This is a genomic window from Paenibacillus puerhi (assembly GCF_009846885.1).
Taxonomy (GTDB): Bacteria; Bacillota; Bacilli; order Paenibacillales; family NBRC-103111; genus Paenibacillus_G; species Paenibacillus_G puerhi.
The window spans coordinates 42,915-60,640 of the sequence record NZ_WUWM01000030.1; the positions used below are offsets into that span (position 1 = coordinate 42,915).

At 54.0% G+C, this 17,726-nt stretch carries 9 protein-coding genes and 1 pseudogene; 1 reads left to right on the forward strand and 9 read right to left on the reverse strand.

The features are described from left to right. Positions 1 to 13: 13 nt before the first annotated feature. The 7 genes and pseudogenes from GSF01_RS30465 to GSF01_RS22865 form a co-directional block, all read right to left on the reverse strand. Positions 14 to 1,377: pseudogene (locus tag GSF01_RS30465) on the reverse strand (alpha-glucuronidase family glycosyl hydrolase); the annotation flags it as partial. After that, positions 1,368 to 2,408, reverse strand: coding sequence for an endo-1,4-beta-xylanase (locus GSF01_RS22840; RefSeq protein ID WP_159887611.1), 1,041 nt, complete (start codon positions 2,406 to 2,408; stop codon positions 1,368 to 1,370). The gene GSF01_RS22840 and the pseudogene GSF01_RS30465, both read right to left, overlap by 10 nt. Before the next feature lie 50 nt (positions 2,409 to 2,458). Next, complete coding sequence (locus tag GSF01_RS22845; RefSeq protein ID WP_159887612.1) at positions 2,459 to 3,382, reverse strand: carbohydrate ABC transporter permease; 924 nt, start codon at positions 3,380 to 3,382, stop codon at positions 2,459 to 2,461. 32 nt (positions 3,383 to 3,414) lie between these two features. Continuing rightward, positions 3,415 to 4,389: an ABC transporter permease gene (locus tag GSF01_RS22850; RefSeq protein WP_159887613.1), complete on the reverse strand. Its 975-nt coding sequence runs from the start codon at positions 4,387 to 4,389 to the stop codon at positions 3,415 to 3,417. Between the two features lie 87 nt (positions 4,390 to 4,476). Next, entirely contained in the window at positions 4,477 to 6,153 is a 1,677-nt protein-coding gene (locus GSF01_RS22855; protein ID WP_159887614.1) for an ABC transporter substrate-binding protein, read from the reverse strand. Between the two features lie 209 nt (positions 6,154 to 6,362). Further along, positions 6,363 to 8,099: a cache domain-containing sensor histidine kinase gene (locus GSF01_RS22860; RefSeq protein ID WP_159887615.1), complete on the reverse strand. Its 1,737-nt coding sequence runs from the start codon at positions 8,097 to 8,099 to the stop codon at positions 6,363 to 6,365. Positions 8,100 to 8,115: 16 nt separating this feature from the next. Continuing rightward, a complete protein-coding gene (locus GSF01_RS22865; RefSeq protein ID WP_159887616.1) occupies positions 8,116 to 9,681 on the reverse strand; it encodes a response regulator in 1,566 nt (521 codons plus the stop codon). Between the two features lie 710 nt (positions 9,682 to 10,391). Here GSF01_RS22865 and GSF01_RS22870 point away from each other — a divergent pair. Continuing rightward, positions 10,392 to 14,948, forward strand: coding sequence for a glutamate synthase-related protein (locus GSF01_RS22870; RefSeq protein ID WP_235941689.1), 4,557 nt, complete (start codon positions 10,392 to 10,394; stop codon positions 14,946 to 14,948). A gap of 185 nt (positions 14,949 to 15,133) precedes the next feature. Here GSF01_RS22870 and GSF01_RS22875 read toward each other — a convergent pair whose 3' ends face one another. Next, positions 15,134 to 16,771: an extracellular solute-binding protein gene (locus GSF01_RS22875; RefSeq protein ID WP_159887617.1), complete on the reverse strand. Its 1,638-nt coding sequence runs from the start codon at positions 16,769 to 16,771 to the stop codon at positions 15,134 to 15,136. Positions 16,772 to 16,800: 29 nt separating this feature from the next. After that, a complete protein-coding gene (locus GSF01_RS22880) occupies positions 16,801 to 17,682 on the reverse strand; it encodes a carbohydrate ABC transporter permease (protein WP_159887618.1) in 882 nt (293 codons plus the stop codon). Between the last annotated feature and the right edge of the window lie 44 nt (positions 17,683 to 17,726).

A 17,726-nucleotide genomic window follows, 5' to 3' on the forward strand; every position in this document is an offset into this window, starting at 1 on the left:
CAGGTCTGTTAAACAAGCTGCCGCTAGCCGCACGAGCCACGGTTGACCCTTCTCCTTGGGCAAACGTGTCAAAATCAAGGACCGCCTTCCATTGGGGTACAAGATAGCATAAGTGACGCTGCTGCCCGGTGTATTCCTGAGTAATTTGCAGCTCAAGCAGCTGATTGGTCCTTGCCAGACCGCCGAACAACGGAGATACCGGCTCCCTGACCTGGAAATCCATCGGCCCGTTTTTGATCTGCAGGATGACGTTATCTCTGAATTCGCCGTCAAGCGGCATGAAGTGATCATAGGCTGCCTTGGCCCGGTCGGTCTTGCGGTCGCGCCAGTCCTGCAGGCAGTTGTAGACGAAGCAGCGCCATATGACCGTTCCGCCAAAAGGAGCCACAGCCTCCGCCAGCATGTTGGCGCCATCCGCATGATTGCGGCCGTAGGTGAACGGACCTGGCCGGAATTCCGAGTCGGCCTTCACAAGGAAGCCGCCAAAATCCGGGATAAGCCGGTAAATCTCCTCCGCTCTCGCCCTCCACCAAGCGGCAACCGCCCGATCAAGCGGATCTGCCGTCCGCAGATCTCCAATCTCGATCGGGCTTGCGAAGTTAATGCTCAGGAATAAGCGGATGCCATAAGCTCTGAATACGTCAGCCAACCGCTTGACATCGATCAATCCTTGCCCGGTAATGAGTCGAGTCTCGCATTGATGGACATTCACATTGTTTATGGCAATCGCATTGATCCCGACCGAAGCAAGCAGTCTTGCGTAGTCCCGGACACGGCTTACATCTTCAACGATGCGGTTATTTTCATAAAAGATCGACTTCCCCGCATACCCCGTTCAATCGAGCCGTCCATATTGTCCCATTGATTGATCATTCGCAACCCATTCGCCGGGGCCTCTTGAATTTCCAGAGCATCCAGCTTCTTGCCGGTCTGAAGCAGCTTCAGAAAGTGAAATACCGCATAGAGCGCTCCGCGTTCCGAGTGTCCGGCCAGGGAAATATAAGGTCCTTTTTCATCCGTACCCGAGCGGATCGCATAGCCGTCGCTGTCCTTGGGGACAGGGCCGCTCCATGCAAGAGCTTGATCCCTCGCAGGAGAGCTGCCGATAACACCAATCACGATCCGCCCGCCCTGCGCTCCGGCAGCGGCGCCAGTATCACGGGGACGCCCCCCGAGCATGGCATCCAAGGCTTGGACAAGCTCTTGCTCGGCTGTTTGCAGCAAGGCAGATTGTTCAGTCAGAGCTACTTCGGAGCACCAGAAGTTGTACTGTTTCTTTACCTGCTCATCCTGTATGGTTTCATAGCGGAGCCAACAGGCGCAGCTCTTATCCTGTGTTGATTCTTTCATGCATGATTCTCTCCTATCTATATCCATGCTTCCTCAGGCAATTTCCATTCCGCTATTTTCCAGAAGGAGTCTTTCGGCTTGTGACTAGCGTCAAAGACGAACGGCCAGTTTTTGCGTCCACGGACGGGGAAGTCATCCAGCCACGTGTAATCGTCGGCAGCGCCCCAGAAGGTGACGGACGTAATGACATCCTTGTATTCCCGGAACAGCCGGAACACCTGCTCATACAATTGCGCCTGACGCTCCAGCATGCTCTCGGTCGGTGCGCCCAGATCCGTCCGGCGGTCGTTATATTCAAATACGGAAATATCCAGCTCCGTCACCTGAATCTGCAGGCCGAGGGCGGCATACTTCTCGATGGCTGATCGGATATCGTCCAAGGAAGGATGGTGCAAATTCCAGTGACCTTGCAGACCTACGCCATGAACCGGTACGTCCCGCTCCTTCAGCGTCTTCAGCAGACGGATGATTTTATCTCGTTTTATCGGATCGCATTCGTTGTAATCGTTATAGAACAGAACCGCCTTCGGGTCGGCCTCATGCGCGAATTCGAAGGCCTTGGCGATAAAGGATTCGCCGATTTGCTCCAGCCAGCGGGACTCGCGCAAATACAGATCGCTCTTGTCCTCGATCGCCTCGTTGACCACATCCCAGCCGTAAACGGCTCCTTTATACCGGCCGACCACCGTGTCGATATGAGCCTTCATGCGCGCGAGCAGCGTCTCCCCGTCCGCCGGTTTTCCGTCTTTCCCCGTGAACACCCAATCCGGAGTTTGGTTGTGCCAAACAAGCGTATGCCCGCGCACCTTCAAGCCGTGATTGGTCGCAAACTCCACAATCCGGTCGGCCGCCTCGAACGTGTAGACCTCCTCCTGCGGATGCAGCCGTTCGAACTTCATCTCGTTCTCCGGCGTGATGCTGCCGAAATGCTCAGTCAGCAGCCCCTTCTGCGTCTCGATCGTCGTCAGGTTCACAGCCGCTCCGATGTCGAAGGCATCCTTGTACACCGAACGCAAAGAAGGAATCGCTTTGCGGCTTGAATATCCTTTTTCCTTCACGCCCTAATCTCCCTCTCTAGCCCCCATCACGCGGGGGCCTCTTTGTTGTATTAACCTTTCACGCCGCCGACCGTAAGCCCTTTGACGAAATACTTCTGCAGGAACGGGTAGACCAAGACGATCGGAACGCTTGCGATGATGGTCATGGTGGCACGGATAGATGTCGGAGTTACGTACGTTATATTTCCTTGCGCGGATGCGAATTGATCCGCAGCCGACGTGGACGACGTGTTGGTCGTCTGCAATATTTTCTGAAGCTCGTATTGAAGCGTGCTCAGCTTGCCGTTAGATGAGTTGTACAGAAAGACATCGAACCAGGAGTTCCATTGGCCTACCGCGACGAACAACGATACGGTGGCCAAGGCCGGAACCGTCAGCGGAAGCACGATCTGGAAGAAGGTAGCAAATTCGCTCGCCCCGTCGATCCGGGCCGACTCCAGGAGGCCCTCCGGCAGTCCCTCGATAAAGGATCGGATGACGATCATATTAAAGACACCGATGACAGCCGGTAAGATGTATACCCAGAACGAGTTCGTCAAGCCCAAATTACGAATCAGCAGGTAAGTGGGAATCAAGCCCCCGCTAAAATACATCGTGAAGATGAAGGCCATCGACATGAACTTGCGCAGCACGTAATCGGGACGTGTCAGCGTATAAGCCAGCATCGCGGTGCAGAACACGGATAAGACGGTGCCGAGCAGGGTACGCAGCACGGAGATGATCGTAGCCTGATAAATAGCCGCTTCCTTGAAAATATAGTTATAGTTATCCAAGGTCCACATACGGGGAAACAAGTAGATCCCCCCGCGAATCGAATCATTCGCGTCATTGAACGATACGGCGGCCATATTGACGAAAGGGTACAGAGTGACGATCGCTAATCCGATCATAAACGCAATATTGAACCAATCGAACAGCTTATCGGATAAGCTGGAATATCTGATTTTTGAAGGGCTGGCGTTCATCTCGCTCATCGCAGCCGACCTCCTCCTTCATTCATATTATATTAGAACAGTCTACTTTCTCCGAGCTTCTTGGCAATGCTATTGGCCGATATGAGGAGAATAAAGCTGACGACCGTTTTGAAAATCCCCGCGGCGGTTGCCAAGGAATAGTTCCCCATGTTCAACCCCCACTTCAACACGAATATGTCAAGGTTGTCGGAATACTCAACGGTCATTCCGTTGCCGAGCAAATACTGCGGCTCGAAGCCCGACTCCAATATATTCCCAATGTTAAGAATCAAAAGAATCACGATAACCGGTTTCAATCCCGGCAGCGTAATGTGCAAAATGCGCTGAAAGCGGCTCGCGCCGTCGATTTCGGCCGCTTCGTATTGGGAAGGGTCGATGGTCGTGATCGCCGCCAAGTAGATAATCGTATTCCAGCCTACATCCTTCCATACCTCGGATGCGCCCAGTATCCCCCAGAAGTACTCCCCTTTACCGAGCCACAGAATAGGGCCGTCCAGGAGGCCGAACTTGATGAGAAGCACATTGACGATCCCTTCTGGAGCAAGTGCTGTTGAGATAATGCTGGCCGCTACGACCCAGGAAACGAAGTGCGGCAAATAACTGATCGTCTGCACGACGCGTTTGAATAGCAAATTGCGAAGCTCGTTGAGTAAAATCGCCAGTGCAATCGCCGTGACGAAGCCCAGTACCAGTTTGATCCCGCTTTGCACAAGCGTATTGCGCAGAACTTGATAGAACGCATCTTCCTGGAAAATTGCTTGGAAATTCGTCCAGCCGACCCACTCCTGATCGGCAAATTTTTTGGCGGGCCGATATTTCTGGAACGCCGTAACCCATCCCCACAGCGGCACATACTTGAAGAGAATGAGCCAGAGCAGGAACGGAACCGACATGAGGACGAGCGCCTTTTGTTTAGCCAGTTTTTTGAAAAATAACGGTAGACCCGAAACCGGGGAACTCGTTTTCCGAGAAGCCGTAACGAATGATTCTGTATGATTTTTCCCCACCTCGTGCACTCCTTTCCGTCTGTTCTATCGAGTAGAGGGCCGGAATGTTGAACATTCCGACCTTCCCCCTCTAATCTTTATTCGGCTTTATTTGGCTTGGGCGACGCGTTCCTTGACCACCTTCGTGATCGTCTCTTCATACGTTTTCTTGTCAAGCTTATTGTATTCGGTCACATACTCGTTCCAGGTCGCATCGAATTGCGCCGGAGAGCCCATGACCAATTTCGGCAAATATTTCAGCTGCAAATCTTGCGACTTCTGGCCGAAAAGCTGCTCCGGCGTACCTTGGCCCAGGTTGATGCTCCAAGCCGGGAACCAAGGACGTTTGTCCGGGTTTGAAAACATTCCGGAGAATGTTTTTGCGCCATAAGCGGCGAGAATTTTTTTGTCGCCTTCCGTATATTCCATATACGCCACTTCCGGCTGGTTGCCTACGGCGAACGCATTGCCGTCCTTCAGCACGGAGCTGCTGCCGTAGCGCGGCCAGCTGTATTCGAAATATTGCCAGCCGAAGGAACGCTTGAACTCCGGATCGTTGCGCTGCTTGATTTGTTCAGGCGTCATATAATAGCGGCCTTTTTCATCGACATTGTACGTTTGGCCCTTGATTCCCCATTGGGAAAGGATTTGATTTTCTTCCGTCAGCATGTTGTCGAAGTATTTAATAATGCGCACCGGATCTTTGGCTTTCACCGAAATGCCGATCCCGCGATTGTTGACAAAGGCTGGCGGATCTATGTATTGATCCTTGATGTCCTTATCGAAAACGATCGGCAGCGGCGCGTAACGCCTCTCGTCGATGGCGGCCTTCTTCAGGTTATTGGTGGCATCCCCGACCATCCAGTTATAGCCGAAGTAACCGAGCACCCTTCCGGAGGTCAACTTAGCCAAGTATTGGTCTTTGTTGACCGTGAACGATTCCTGATCGAACAAGCCTTCGGCGTTGATTTCGTTCAGCTTCTTGAACCAGCGCTTATCCCAGTCCGTTGCGGCGTAGACCTTAGCCTCCAGCGTCTTCATATCGACCGTAACGCCGCCGTCGTTCGGGTATCCCGCCAGATGCATCGTCGGATTCGTAATGACGAAGAAGTTATCCTTCACACCGCCTAATGCCGCGAAGCCGATGGTAGCCTTTCCATCCACCTGCGGATACTTCTCCTTGTACTTCTTGATGAGATCGAAATATTCGTCGAGCGTTTTGATGACCGGATATCCGAATTCCTTCAGCACGGAGCGCTGAATCCAGAAGGCGCCTTGTCCAATATTCGGATCGGGAATATACCCGATGTCGGCGGAAAACGGCAGATGATAGATTTTACCGTCCTTCTGTCTGAATTTATCGTAGTAAGGACCGTATACGCGCTTGATGTTCGGAGCGTGCTTCTCGATCAGGTCGTCCAGCGGGATGAAAGCGCCCGCATCCATCAGCTTGTCAATCTCGCCCTCGGGCACGATAACATCCGGGTAGTCGCCGCTCGCGATCATGACGCCGGATTTCGTTTTGCCGTCGCCGACTAAGTACTCCATCTTCCAATTGACGCCCGTTTGCTTCTCCAGCTCCTTGCCAATGACCGTATTCGTTGCCATAACGTCCTTTTCCTGATTGAACTGGAAGCGAGTGAAGGTGACTGGCGTCTTGTCATCGGTCTTCTCCGATGCAGCCGGCACATTGGGTTGATCCGGTTTCATGTCGCTGCTGCAGCCGACGGCTGTTGTCCCGAGCGCCACCGCCAATCCGACGGATAGCATTTGTTTCTTGACCATGCCTTACTGCCCCTTTCGAAGATCGTTTATATTCCCATCACCTTGTAAGCACTTTCAGTATAGCAAGCAATCGCTTTCGTGATGACCCATGAAACTTTATCTCGTACTTTGAAAAATATATATATCGTCTTTAAGCTCCGGTTCCACACGAAAAGCACGCCAAACACGTTTGCCCTAGTGTCTGGCGTGCTAGTGTCAAGAAAGCGTGCTTACCCGCTCCCCGTATCCGATGGCAGCCGGAGCTGGACGAGCGTTCCGACGCCTTCCTCGCTTTCGATATGGAACCCAAACGCATGTTTATAGCAGAGGAGAAGACGGTAGTACGCGTTCTTCATCCCTACCCTGTCGCCCATGGAGTCATCCTGCTTCAGATACCGGTCGATTTCCTCCAGCTTGTCCGCCGGCATCCCGCTGCCGTTATCCTTCAGCGTAAATACGAGTTCATCCTGTTCTATCTCGATCCGGATCTCGATCAGTCCCTTGCCCGGAGACGATTCGATGCCGTGGATGCTGGCATTCTCTACGAAGGGCAAGAACGTCATCTTAGGAATATTTCGCTCATAAGCGGCCGGGTCCACGTGAATCCGGTATTCCAGCTTGTCGCCGAAGCGGTATTTCTGGATGTCCAGAAAACACTCGATCAGCTCCAGCTCTTCACGTACGGACACCCAATCTCTCCCCCACGAGATCGATTTGCGGAATATTTTCGCCATGCTTTGAATAATTTTCGCCGTTTCTCCTTCTCCTTTAATCAAGCTGCGCATACGGATCGTCTCCAGCGCATTAAACAGAAAGTGGGGATTGATCTGGCTGTGAAGGGCATGCAGTTGCGCTTGGCGCTGCTTCAGCTCAAGATCCTTCTTCTGAATCTCGGCCACATAGACGTCGTCGATCAGCGTCTTAATCCGAAACGTCATCCGGTTGAATTCCGCCGTCAATTGGCCGATCTCGTCGCGATACTCCTCGTTCGGAATCGCTTCGAAGTTTTGATTTTTCACCTTCTTCATATGCCGCAATAGGCGAACGAGCCGCACATGAATAGAGCGCGACATAGAGGCGATGATAAAGGTGGGGATAAAGAAATTGAGGCAGGCCAAGTAAATGACGAACCCGCGGGATTTACGGACCTCCTCCAGCACGACGCTTTCGTTCATACTTCCCTGCAGGCTCCAGCCGCCCAAATAATTGCTGTTCGTGTAAGGCATCTCGAACTTTAACGTTTGCCGGTCGTCCACCAGGGAAGTGATGGGCGTACGGCCGCTCTTCCAATCCAACGCGCTATCGTCCGAATACTCGATAAGCCCGTCCGGGTTAACCAGGTAGAGCTGCCCATCGAACGTGGAATTATTGAACTTCTGAGACCATGAATTCATATTCAGCTCGATCTTCAATATTTTGATATTGCTGTCGCTTGAGAAATTGTTCATCCGCAGTACCAAACTGAACTCGTCGCCCGTATGGAGGAGCGTCGGATAAGGAGCGCTTATCCTCGTATATGTCTTATACCATTCCTCGTAGCGGACACTCTCCGTAATTTGCCTGATGTTGCCGGATGCCAGAATGGTTGGATTGCTCGTGTACACGCCTATCCACTTAATCGTCTGATTGACTTGATTGTACTTGTCAAAAATCGCCCGCAGCTGCGTGTTATACGCTTCAACGTAATCGAGCTGGGTCGGATAATCACGATTAAGCCCTTCGTTAAGCACGGGGTCCGAATACAATAAATACGAAATACCAGCCGCCTCGTCGATGACCGATTGCAGCTCGCTCTTCGTCTTCTCCAGCGCTAGGGTAGCGTCCCGCACCTTCTGATTCCTAATATTCGTCGTCGTAACGTGATAAAAGATCACATTGGTCAGCACGATCGGGATGAAGACTGAGAGTACATAGATAAGCAGCCATTTATCGCGCAGCTTGACGTGATTCAGATGAAATGTTCGCATAGGGAGCGCTCGCCTTTCATTTTTTGCCCAGAAGCTTGTTCCGATATTCCGTCGGGGTCAGCTTCTCCAGCTTCTCGAATTGGGTGACGAAGTAGTCCGCATTCTGAAACCCCACCTTCCCGGCGACTTCATACATGCGCAGATCGGTTTGGCGCAGCAGCCTCTTGGCTTCTTGAATGCGCAGGTTCAGAAGAAAATCGTTGAAATATACGTGATACGTCTTGCGAAACAGCTGGCCCAAGTAAACCGGGTTCATGTAAAACTTTGCGGCGATGCTTTTAAGACTCATGTTTTCAGTGTAATGCGTTTCGATATATTTTTTGATTTTCTCGATGCCGCCCTTCGTCTGCTCTTTCCTTAACCGCTCCATATAAGCTGCCGTTTCCGTCATGAATCGAACAAAAAGCGCTTTCAATTGCGTTGCGCTCAAGCTCCTCTGCTGCCACTCCAGCATGTCGCTTAAGGTATCAAGATCGCCGTCCTTGCCTTCCATCTCCCGGATCACATGAAGTGCGCCGATAATGCAGCGGGAAATCGCATTGGACACCGCATTCGGTGCAAAGCGTCTATGCGAAAACTGCTGAAACACATCGTCGATCGTCTGCGCAAAGGCTTCCGCGTCGTTTTCTTCCAGCTGATCCATCAATCTTCTGTATAAATCCGAATCCATATCCAGCATATGCAGGGCTTTGTCGCGAACCTGCTCGTAATCGACGACCACTTCGCCGAACTCCGCATACTTATGTCGCATCGCTTCGTTCGCGGTCGCATACGATTCCCGGACATCCCGAATCCGGTCAACGGACTTGCCGGCAAACAGGGTGACCGGTCCTCCGAGCGCTTTCTCAAGCTTGTCGTGAAGCTGGCGCAGATCATCCTGCGAACGGCCTTCGGCGGCGGCTGCCCATCCATTGTTGAGAAGGATGCCGTATACCCCTGGCCTTTGCTCATAAACCGGCACGCTTCCCTCCGGTAATCCGGCGGCGGTCAGGGCCTCCGAGATTCGCGCCTCCGCATTGCCGAGCTCGGCGATAGCCTGTCCGGCATGCACCTCGACGATGATATACGTCAGCGGAGCCGAAGCTGTCAAGTTCAGCGATGCGGCCAATTGGTGGACATCCTCCTCGGTCAACGGCGTCTGCAGCAGCGTCCCCAATATGGATCCGCTTACATGTTTCTCCTTGTTCAGCCTGGCCAGCTTCTTCTTGCCGAGACCGTCCTTTAATTGGCATAACGTCGTTTGAAGCTCCATTTCGTCGATCGGCTTAAGGATATAGTCATGCACACCATAGCGAAGCGCCTGCTGGGCGTATTTAAAATCGTGGTACCCGCTGATGATGATAAAAGTAGGGTCGTGTACCTGCTTGTCCTTAACGCTGCGTATTAAATCGAGCCCGTCCAGCACCGGCATCCGAATGTCGGTGACGACCAGGTCGGGATTCGTACTCTCAATAATGGAGAGCGCCTCTTCGCCATTCTCCGCTTCATCCACAACCGTGTAGCCCAGCGCTTCCCAATCGATTAAATGCTGGAGTCCTTTGCGAACGAATACTTCGTCATCAACAAGCAGCACCTTAAACACGTGGCACCCCTCCTTTCCTCAGGCCATTTTATTATAGGGCTATTTGTTTAAGATGCCAAGAAACTCCGCTCGGACATACGCCGTACCGTCATTCCTCCTCCGTTTCCCTCTTCCGGATCTGGTCCGCCGTCCGTTATACCCGACTTCTGCAGCTCCCGCAGCTCACGTCACGCTCAAAGGGTAAATAGAGCGCAGCCCACTTATATGAAGCGTTATCACCATGATTTATCACCCATATTACGAACATCTATCAGAAACTCCTCATATTTCGTTCGGATTTTCTCAATGTCAAGATTTATGCCTTAACTTTGCCTTTATTCACCACTTATGCAAAATAGATAGCGCTTACATCCCATTAAAAGGTGTAATGTTCTATTGTCTATAGCTATATTTCATGGTATTCTATTACTACTCTGAACGAATGAAACTCGGTTCATGTGAGGTTTTAGCCATGAAAAGCTAAGATGAATTGCGTTATTTAGGAAAACAACAGCGCGAATGTTAATTATATTCACGCCACATACCGCATATTCCCCGGAAGAATGAGGAAGAACTAACAACAGCAATTATACAGAATAAATGTATATTTATTCATTCGGTTGCGGATTCTGTTCGTCCCTTTCTTGCCATTCATGACATGACCTTATCCGGAACGTAGTGACACAACGAATTTTACTTGGGAGGTGAAGGTCAGCCTGCTGACCGAGATAATGAATCAAGTAATGCGAGATGAAGGCCGGTTTCAAAATCTACTGGCCACTGAGCACGACAGCTGCGGCATCATTTGCATCGTAGAGAAAGATGGATTCCCCTCCCGTGAAAACATTCAAAAAACAATCAATGCCCTCGTCAAAATGGAGCACCGCTCCGGGTTTATTAACGGCGAAGGCGACGGGTGTGGAATCCTGACCGATATTCCCCGGGCACTGTGGGAGAAAAAACTGACGGAAGCCGGCTTGGACGGCCAATTAGCTTATGACCCCAGGTTCTCCGTCGCCCATATCTTTGTGCCGCGCAAGCTGGACCTCACCGTCGCCGACATGCAGACGGGCATCCGCAAATTGTTCGCGCAATTCGAGGTCAGTGTCTTGCTTGAGCAGGAGAACCAGGTAGACAGCAGCGTACTCGGCCCCAACGGTCTCAACGATGAGCCGACGTTCTGGCAAATCGCAGGGCTTTGCGATAAAGCCGACGTGACGGTCGCCGATCACCTGTTCGAGCTTCACGTAGCCATCGAAGCGAGCTATGCCGTTCATGTAGCTACGCTTAGCAATGTGACCGCCGCCTATAAAGTGATGGGCGCGGCCAGCATACTGCCCAACTATTATAACGATACGCGCGATCCGCTCTTCGCGGCTCAAGTTACGATCGGCCACAACCGTTATTCCACCAACACCCAATCCAGCTTTTTCCGCGTTCAGCCCTTTTCCCTGCTCGGTCACAACGGAGAGATCAACACCGTCAAAAAACTGCGCATCGAAGCCGACATGGTTGGCGTTCCACTCGTAGACGGCGGCTCTGACTCTCAGGATATGAACCGTACAATCGAAACATTCATTCACCGCTCTGGCCTTAGTCTGTTTGAAGCCATGGAAATCCTCTTCCCTCCTATTCTTAATGAAATGAAGTTGTTCCGTCCCGACATGCAGGACCTGTATGTGTACTACCGTCAAGCTTGGGGGCACTATGCCCAAGGTCCGGCAGGAATCGTCTCCCGCTACGGCAACGAATGCGTCTTTAGCGTCGATGCGCTCGGCCTTCGTCCCGTATGGATGGTCGAAAGCGAATCTTCCCTATACTTCTCCTCGGAGCAAGGCGTGATCACGGTAGGCGAAATGGTTGCCGAGCCGAAGCCGATCGCACCCGGCGAGAAAATCGGCGTCGTCCTGACACCGGGGGAGCACGTACAAGTCATTCCTTACTCCGAGGTGCAGAGCATCGTGCTCGCCCGTGCTCAAGCTCGCATCGGATTCGAAGGCTTGCGCAAGCATATTCATAATGAAGTGCCTGCCGTCGAAGCGGAGCCCTCTGCGGACGTCGTTCCTTCCGATTCGATGTACAGCGCGTTCGGCTGGGATCGCGACGGCATTCAAATGATCGAATCGACCGCTGAAACCGGAGCCGAGCCGATCCGTTCCCTCGGTCATGACAGCCCGCATGCCGCCCTGTCCTGGGAGCGCGTGAATATCCCCGATTATATTAAAGAGAGCGTAGCCGTCGTGACCAACCCGGCCATCGACCGCGACCGCGAAATGGAGCATTTCTCCACACGCGTCGTCGTAGGGCCTCGTCCGAAGGTGTACGGCCAGCCGGATCACCGGCTGCGCATCGAGCTGCTTTACCCGGTTGTACTGGAGGGCAGCAACGGCGCAGATTCCCTGTCCGAGCTGAATCAACCGAGCCTGGAGCAATTGAAGGCGATGTTCGGCAAGTCCGTCGCTACGCTGCCGATGACCTTCGCCCGCGGCACCTCGCTGCAGGCGGCGCTGGATCAGCTCGCCGCCGATGCCGTCGATGCCGTCCGTCAAGGCGCAGCTCTGCTGATTCTGGATGACGCCGGCGCTCATGAGAACGACCGCCTCTGGATCGAGCCGCATCTGGCCGTGTCCAAGGTCGATATCGCTCTTCGTGCCGAGAAGCTTGGCTACGGCGACAATTTGCGCCGTCAGACGACCCTTGTGCTGCGAAGCGCGGCTATCCGCAGCCTGCATGACATCGCCGTAGCTTGCGGGCTGGGCGCAGACGTCCTGTCGCCGTATCTGATGTACGCTACGGCTGCCGCCAAAGATGGCGCGCCGGCCGCCCGTAAAGTGTTCATCGCTCTGATGAAGGGACTGGAGAAAGTCATCTCCACGATCGGAACGCATGAGCTTCGCGGATACACCCGATTCTTCTCCTCCATCGGCTTGAAGCCTGAGGTGGCCGAAGTGCTCGACATCGTCAACTATCTGGGCAGCGAGAAGGCGGGCACCGGCTTTGCCGAGCTCGAAGCTCAAGCCGAAGCTCGTTATAACGACTTCTCCAATCCTAAAGCGAAGGCGGCTAAAAACTTCCGCTTCTTCCAACGGATGTGGAAGGCTCTCGGCGATGCGGCCTCCGGCGTAGCCCCCTATACGGATTACCGCGATAAGCTGCGCGAGGAGGAGAAGAAGAACGGCATCTCGATCCGGCATGTCGCGGACTTCGATATCGAGAAGGCACATGCGGAAGGCCGCAAGCCGCTCGATCCTTCGCAGGTCAACATCGGCATCGGCGGGCATGACTTGCCGGTCCTGATCTCTTCCATGTCATTCGGCTCGCAGAACGAAACGGCCTTCCGCGCTTACGCCGAAGCCGGCGAGCGTCTGAACATGGTTACGATGAACGGCGAGGGCGGCGAGATCAAGGATATGCTCGGCCGCTACAAGCGTACGCGCGGCGCCCAGGTTGCTTCCGGACGCTTTGGCGTCAACGTGGAGCTGGCCACTGCCGTCGCGTTCCTGGAGATCAAGATCGGCCAGGGCGCAAAGCCGGGAGAAGGCGGGCATTTGCCCGGTTCCAAGGTGACGGCTAAGATCGCGCTAGCCCGTAACGCCACGGTCGGCTCCGACCTGATCTCCCCTTCGAACAATCACGATATTTATTCGATCGAAGATTTGGCTCAGATCATCTCCGAGCTGAAGGAAGCAAGCGGGCGCCAGGCGAAGATCATCGTTAAAATTCCGGTTGTGCCGGGCGTTGGCACGATCGCAGTCGGGGTCGCCAAAGCAGGCGCGGATGTCATCACCCTGTCCGGCTTCGACGGCGGTACCGGCGCGGCCCGGATTCATTCGATTACACACGTAGGCTTGCCTACCGAGATCGGCACCAAGCTTGCTCACCTGGCTCTGCTCGAATCCGGTCTGCGGCATCAGGTAGAACTGTGGTCCGACGGCGGGATGAAGTCCGGCGCTGACGTTGTCAAAATGTTCATGCTCGGCGCCAACCGCGTCGGGTTCGGGTCCTTGGCCATGCAGTCGATCGGCTGCACGACCTGTCGCGGCTGTCATCTGGATACTTGCCATGTCGGGATCGCCACCCAGATCGACTCCTTGGAGGAAGCCGAAGAGAAAGGTTTGCGCCGCTTCGTGCCGCGGGTCTACGACCTGGCCGTCGAATCCCTTGTCCGCCTGTTTGGCGGCATCGGTCAGGAGATTCGGGAGGTGGTCGCCCAGCTCGGCTTCAAGGATGCGCAGGAGCTGGTCGGCCGTTCCGATCTGCTGAAGCAAGTCAGCCACCTGGACCGCATCGATCTGTCTGATCTGCTCCGTCCAGCCCCGCTATCCTTCGCTGCCGCCCAGCAGATGGCACGGGAAGCTGCCGAGCAGGTGGCCGCAGCCACGCCCGTTTCCTCCGACATCCGGATCGCAGCCGGTGCGGAAGAGCTCGACCTGTTCCCTGCGTCCGTCTCCTTCGACGCCCCCGTGGAACGCAACTGGACTAAGATCGATGCCGAATCTCGTATTCTCGGCAGCCGCTACTCCAGCCACCGGGTCAGGGACCGCTTCGATGGCAGCTACGATCAATTGCCGAAGATCAGCATCAACATAACGGAAGGCTCCGTACCGGGCAACGGCCTTGCGGCCTTTAACGCCCGCGGCGTCGACATCACCGTACACGGCGGCGCAGAGGACGGAGTAGGCAAAATGTCGCTCGGCGGTAAAGTGGCGATTCTGAAGGCGCCTGGGAAGCACAAGCAGTTCATCAACGGCTCCGTCGGCAAATCTTTCGGCTACGGAGCGCAGAAGGGGCTGTTCCTGATCCAGGGCAATGCCGACACCCGCGCATGCATCCGGTTCTCCGGCGCCGATGTCGTATTCGGCGGTGAGATTGCTTCTCCGCTCCAGGATGAGCTGGGCGGCCTGGCGGCCCGTGCCAATCTGAAGGGCTTTGCCTTCGAATATATGACCAACGGCCGTGCCGTCGTCCTCGGCGATCCCGGTCCATGGATCTGCGCCGGTATGACCGGCGGGGTGATTTACCAGCGTCTCGTGCCTGAGATGGGTCTCGATGAAGCGGCCCTACAGCGCCGCATCGCCAAAGGCGCCAAAGTAAAGGTGGAGCCGATCGGCGTACAAAGCGCCAAAGACTTGGCCGAACTGCTGGGCGCTTATCACGCTGAGCTGGTGGGCTCCGGGCAGGAAGACACGGCAGCCCGAATTCAACAGCTGCTGAACAATTTATCAACCAGCTTCGTACGGATCGCACCGGTCGGTTTGCAAGCCGATCAATCAGTAGCAACAGAGTAGTTCGCACAGCGCAAGGAAGCATGCATGTCCCACGTAAGAAAAGGGACCGCAAAAGCGCATCAAAGCGCCTTGCGGTCCCTCTTTTTTATCTTGGAAGCAGTCCTGCCAGTCTCTGGACGTAGCTCTTCGCCCAATGCTCCTGCCTGATCCCTATGCCTTCCCTCATCTTGCTTAGGTCCGCTCTCCTATTTCTTGCCCGAGTAACGCTCGTACGCCGCTTTATAGATGCTCATGTATTCATCAAGGCCCATCTTCTGCACGGCAGCCGCGTATTTGTCCCAGTCGTCGAACGAGGCCGTTCCGTTAATCAGATTAGCCTCCATCTCGGTTATATACTTGTGGATGTCGGCTCCTTTCGAAGTCATGAAGGTCGTCTCTTCTTCCGTAAAGTTGAAGCCGTACCACATCTCCTTGATGAGATGCTTGGATGCCTTCTCGCCGGCCTCGATCGATTCGGGCAAGCTCTCCGAGCCCTTGAAGTATTTCTCCTGCACATAGCCCGGATAGCTGCCGCCCGGCCAGGTGAAATGTCTGGCTGCCGCTTGGTCCAGCGTCAAGCCATTCGGATTCTTTTTAATGTCATCCACATATTCGAGCGAACCGTCCGGCTTTTGCGTATAGGTGACATCCTTCTGTCCCATAAAGTAGAACGTTGCTCCCTCATCGCCGTAGAAATGATCCATCCAGCGGACAGTCGCTTCCGGATTCTTGTTCTTATCCGTCAGGACGAAAGCGCCCGGCCAGGCTACGGGATTTTTTACTGAAACAAACATCTGGTCGCCATGAGGGCCCTTGAGGGCCCCGAGGCCCACGTAACCCGTCTGGTTCATTACGGCTTGCGGATGCGGCACGAAGGTTGCGCCAAGCAGACCTTTAGCCCCTTTGGCATATAAGGCTGCGTCCTTGATCGTGAAGACCTCCTTATCCAGCAACCCTTCCGCATACAGCTTGTGCATATATTGCAGCACTTCCTTGTACTTCGCGTCGGTACGGTAGAATCTCAGCTTGTCCGGCGCGTCCGGGTCCACGTCTACATAAGGATGTACGACGCCTCCACGGTTGCCCATTCCCCACGCTCCGGCGATATAGCGCTGTATTGTGATCACGCCGAACATCCCGCTAAGCGGCACCTCATCCTTCTCTCCATTGCCATTCGGATCCTTCTCCTTCACCGCCTTGAGGTATTGATAGAACTCCTCCGTCGTCTCCGGTTCCTTCATCCCGAACTTGTCCAGCCAATTTTTGTTGATCCACATCGGCGTACCGATCAGCATCGGCAGGAACTCCGGACTGTAGAAGGTAGGGAACGAGTAAATATTGCCGTCGGGCATCGTCAACGCCTTCTTCAGATCCGGATATTTTTCCATCAGCTGCTTGAGGTTCGGGGCATGCCGATCGATCAGATCGTTCAACGGGACGAACACGCCTTGCTTGCCATACTTCATCATGTCCGCCGCCGGTACGCGGGCCGAGTAAAACGCATCCGGATAATCACCGCTGGCCAGCGCCAAATTGCGCTTCTCCGTCAAGCTCTCGAACGGCACGAGCTGGAATTCCACCTCGATATTCGATTGCTTGGCATACTCTTTCCAGACCAGCGTATCCTCGAATTTATTGCCGGTTTGCGGCGACTTGCCTGTGAAAAACTTCAGCTTCAGCGGTTCATTCACAATCGGCATTCCTGACGGATTAATGGCTGGCTCACCCGCCTTATTCGTTTCCTTGCTTCCGCCTGTACCGGCTCCCGTCCCCCCGCATGCAGCCAGAAGACCTGCCGTAATCACTGCCGATAGAAGAGCCGCCGTCGTTTTTTGAGCTTTCATCCTGTTCATTCCTCCCGTTTTCGGTTGATTTATCCTTTAAGAGCGCCGACCAGCACGCCTTTGGCAAAATATTTTTGCAGAAGCGGGTACAAAAGCAGAATCGGCAAATTCGCTACGATCACGATCGCATACTTGATCGATTCGGCTTCCAGCAACGTATCGGTAAGCGAGCCGTCGGCGACATCGACCATATCCTTCATTTCCCCCTGTACCAGTATTTCCCTCAAGATCAATTGCAGCGGGTAAAGCTCCCTGTCGGATAGAAAAATCAGCGCGTGGAAGTAGGCATTCCAGTGACCCACGCTATAGAAAAGCACCATGACCGCCAGGATGGGAGCCGACAGAGGGAGCACGATGCTCCACAGCGTCCGCATATTCGAGCTGCCATCGATAGTGGCGGCCTCCTGCAATTCGAACGGAACCCCGTTCTGAAAAAACGTACGCATCAGCACGATATTCCACACCGATACGGCACTCGGCAGCAGCATCGCCCACATCGAATTCAGCAGGCCGAGCTGCTTCACCAGCAGATAAGTCGGGATGAGTCCTCCACTGAAAAACATCGTAAATACCATCATGCCCATGATCCAATGTCTGCCTGACAAGTCGCGCCGCGACAGCGGGTAAGCGGCCGCTACGGTTAATGCCACATTGATCGAGGTGCCGAGACCGGTGTACAGAATCGTATTGCCGTAGCCGCGCAAAATCTCCACATTGTCAAGCAGCTTGGCATACCCGCGGATCGTCAGCTCCTGAGGGAGGAACATGATGTGCCCGCTGAGCACCAAGTCCGGACTGCTGATCGAGGCGATCAGCACGAAGTAGAGCGGATAGACGACCACCAACACGATAAGCGCCAGCACCAGGTAAATAACAGCCGAAAAGATACGATCCGACGGGCTTGCTTTCATCTCGAGCCTCCTCTCCCTTCATGTGTTGTTCGGCGGCTTCCTTG